The 3396-nt window shown below is 72.1% G+C and carries 3 protein-coding genes; 2 read left to right on the top strand and 1 reads right to left on the bottom strand.

The genetic code is table 11. The features are described from left to right. Nucleotides 1-246: 246 nt before the first annotated feature. Nucleotides 247-852 carry a hypothetical protein gene (locus ACFTXQ_RS36475; RefSeq protein ID WP_382649940.1) on the bottom strand — a complete coding sequence of 202 codons (606 nt, stop codon included), beginning with the start codon at nt 850-852 and terminating at the stop codon, nt 247-249. A 275-nt stretch (nt 853-1127) separates the two neighbouring features. Between ACFTXQ_RS36475 and purN the strand changes: the two genes are divergently transcribed. Continuing rightward, on the top strand, nt 1128-1751 hold the full coding sequence (gene purN / locus ACFTXQ_RS36470) for a phosphoribosylglycinamide formyltransferase (RefSeq protein ID WP_382649937.1): 624 nt from the start codon (nt 1128-1130) through the stop codon (nt 1749-1751). After that, a complete protein-coding gene (gene purH, locus ACFTXQ_RS36465) occupies nt 1748-3343 on the top strand; it encodes a bifunctional phosphoribosylaminoimidazolecarboxamide formyltransferase/IMP cyclohydrolase (RefSeq protein ID WP_382649935.1) in 1596 nt (531 codons plus the stop codon). The genes purN and purH overlap by 4 nt, the downstream gene beginning before the upstream one ends. The last annotated feature ends 53 nt before the right edge of the window (nt 3344-3396 follow it).

The following is a 3396-nucleotide window of genomic DNA, read 5'->3' as shown; positions in this document are numbered from 1 at the left end:
CCCCGCGCCTCCATCGCCGGCGGGGCGGGCGGTGGGGCGCCAGCGTGCGCGGGTGCGGCTACAAGATCGGGCCCCCGCCCCGGGCCCCGCGCCTCAAACGCCGGCGGGGCTGGATTTGGCTCGCCTGCGTGCGCGGGTGCGGCTACAAGATCGGGGCTCCGCCCCGGGCCCCGCGCCTCAAACGCCGGTGGGGCTGGATTTGCCGTCCTGCGCCGGCGGGGCCGGTTTTGCCCTCGCGCCGCGCGGCTACTGGCGGACCTTCAGGATGTCGCCCACCACGTTGTTCGGGAGGAGGGTGTTGCACTCCAGTTCCGCCGACTGGGTCAGGGCGTCGTCGCGGCAGACGTAGAAGTCCTTGTACGCGAGCTGCAGCCCGTACGAGGTCATCGCCAGCAGGATCGCCAGCGTGGCCGTGATCAGGCCGCTCACCGCCGCCGTGCGCTGGGGGCGGGCCGCCTCGCCCAGGGCGGCCAGGCCGCTGGGGGAGGGGGCGGGGGCCGTGGCCGCGTCCGGCTGGGCGGGAGCCGGCTTGCCGCGGAGGGCGCTGATGCCCCAGTACATGGCGAGCGCGCCCAGCAGGAGTCCCACCGACGGGATGCCGAAGATCCCGAAGAAGAAGCCCCACATGCCGGCCAGCAGCGCGTACCGCGCACGGCGCTGGATCGGGTCCGTCGGGTCCCAGCGCGCCGGGCCGCCCCGGCCCTCGGAGTCCTTCGGGTCGGTCCCGCCGTTCCCGCCGGGGCCGCCGTCGACCCCGCCGCGCGGCTGCCACGGCTGGTCGGGCCGGCCTTCCGGGGGAGCCGCGAAGGGGTTGTCGTCGGTGGAGGAGTCGGGCTGGCGGCGGTCCGGCATCGGGTGCGTTTCTTCCCCTGTGTCATGGACGTCACGGCGACGTCACGGCGAGGCGAGGCCTGAGGTGCGGCCTGATTACGGCTTGTTGGGCCTTCTTGCGGCTTGTACGCCAGACGCTACCCCTCGGCCGTCCCCCCGTCCCTCGGGGGCCGTCCGGAGTGCCGGTATCGTTGCAGGCGGTCGGTGGCTTCGTATGGTTCCCCGTATATCGGTACCCCGAAGTTTCGTATGACCGCACAAGACGAACACCGTATTTCCCGCGAGAAAGGGCCCCCATGGCCGCCTCCCGCCTGGTCGTGCTGGTCTCCGGTTCCGGCACCAACCTCCAGGCCCTCCTCGACGCCATCGACGCCCACCCCGGCGGACCCGAGGGCTTCGGCGCCGAAGTCGTCGCCGTGGGGGCCGATCGCGAGAACATCGTCGGCCTGGAGCGGGCCGAGAAGGCGGGAATCCCCACCTTCGTGTGTCCGGTCAAGGCGTACGGGAGCCGTGAGGAGTGGGACACCGCCCTCACCGAGGCGACCGACGCCCACGCGCCCGACCTCGTCGTGTCCGCCGGGTTCATGAAGATCGTGGGCAAGGCGTTCATCGACCGCTTCGGCGGGCGGTTCGTCAACACCCACCCCGCCCTCCTCCCCGCCTTCCCCGGCGCGCACGGCGTACGGGACGCGCTCGCCTACGGCGCGAAGGTCACCGGCTGCACCGTCCACTTCGTGGACTCCGGCGTGGACACCGGTCCGATCATCGCCCAGGGTGTGGTCGAGGTCAGGGACGAGGACGACGAAGCCGCTCTCCATGAGCGCATCAAGGAAGTCGAGCGACAGCTGCTCGTCGACGTCGTGGGGCGCCTGGCCCGGCACGGCTACCGCATTGAGGGACGAAAGGTAACGATCCAGTGACCGCCGCAGACACCGCAGCGAGCAACGACCCGACCACGAACCAGCGGCCGATCCGGCGTGCGCTCATCAGCGTCTACGACAAGACGGGACTGGAAGAGCTGGCGCGCGGCCTGCACGAGGCGGGCGTCGCGCTCGTCTCCACCGGCTCCACGGCCTCGAAGATCGCCGCGGCCGGGGTGCCCGTCACCAAGGTCGAGGAGCTGACCGGCTTCCCCGAGTGCCTGGACGGCCGCGTCAAGACCCTCCACCCGCGCGTGCACGCCGGCATCCTCGCGGACCTGCGCCTGGAGGACCACCGCAACCAGCTCGCCGAGCTGGGCGTGGAGCCCTTCGACCTGGTGGTCGTCAACCTCTACCCCTTCTTGGCCACCGTCCAGTCGGGTGCCACTCCGGACGAGTGCGTGGAGCAGATCGACATCGGCGGTCCGTCGATGGTCCGCGCCGCCGCCAAGAACCACCCGTCGGTCGCCGTCGTCACCAGCCCGGCCCGCTACGCCGACGTGATCGCGGCCGCCCGGGGCGGCGGCTTCGACCTCACCGCCCGCAAGCGCCTGGCGGCCGAGGCCTTCCAGCACACCGCCGCCTACGACGTGGCCGTGGCCTCCTGGTTCACGAACGCGTACGCGCCGGAAGAGGGCGCCGTCCTGCCCGAGTTCCTCGCGGGCGCCTGGGAGCGCAAGTCGACCCTCCGCTACGGCGAGAACCCGCACCAGGCCGCCGCCCTCTACACGGACGGTCAGCCGGGCGGGCTCGCCAACGCCGAGCAGCTGCACGGCAAGGAGATGTCCTTCAACAACTACGTGGACACCGAGGCCGCCCGCCGGGCCGCCTACGACCACGAAGAGCCCTGCGTCGCGATCATCAAGCACGCCAACCCGTGCGGCATCGCCGTGGACGCGACGGACGTCGCGGCCGCGCACCGCAAGGCGCACGCCTGCGACCCGCTGTCGGCCTTCGGCGGCGTCATCGCCGTCAACCGCCCGGTGACCGTCGAGCTCGCCGAGCAGGTCGCGGAGATCTTCACCGAGGTCATCGCCGCCCCCGCCTACGAGGACGGCGCGGTCGAGATCCTGGCCAAGAAGAAGAACATCCGCGTCCTGAAGGTGGACGGCCACCCGCACCAGCCGGGCGACCTCAAGCCGATCTCCGGCGGCGTGCTGCTCCAGCAGAGCGATGTCTTCCAGGCCGAGGGCGACAACCCGGCCAACTGGACCCTCGCCACCGGCGACGCCCTGTCGGAGGCCGAGCTCGCCGAGCTCGCCTTCGCGTGGAAGGCCTGCCGGGCCGTCAAGTCCAACGCGATCCTGCTCGCCAAGGACGGCGCCTCGGTCGGCGTCGGCATGGGCCAGGTCAACCGCGTCGACTCGGCGAAGCTCGCCGTCGAGCGGGCGGGCGCCGAGCGCGCGCAGGGCTCGTACGCCGCGTCCGACGCCTTCTTCCCGTTTCCGGACGGACTGGAGATCCTGACGGCGGCCGGCATCAAGGCCGTGGTCCAGCCGGGTGGCTCCGTACGGGACGAGCTGGTCGTCGAGGCCGCGAAGAAGGCCGGCGTGACCATGTACTTCACCGGGACCCGGCACTTCTTCCACTGAGCCGGAGCCCCGAGAACGGCGAAGGCCGCCTCCCCCGCAGCACTGCGGGGGAG

Source organism: Streptomyces sp. NPDC057010 (assembly GCF_042673805.1).
GTDB lineage: Bacteria > Actinomycetota > Actinomycetes > Streptomycetales > Streptomycetaceae > Streptomyces.
This window is presented reverse-complemented; position numbering and strand designations above follow the sequence as displayed.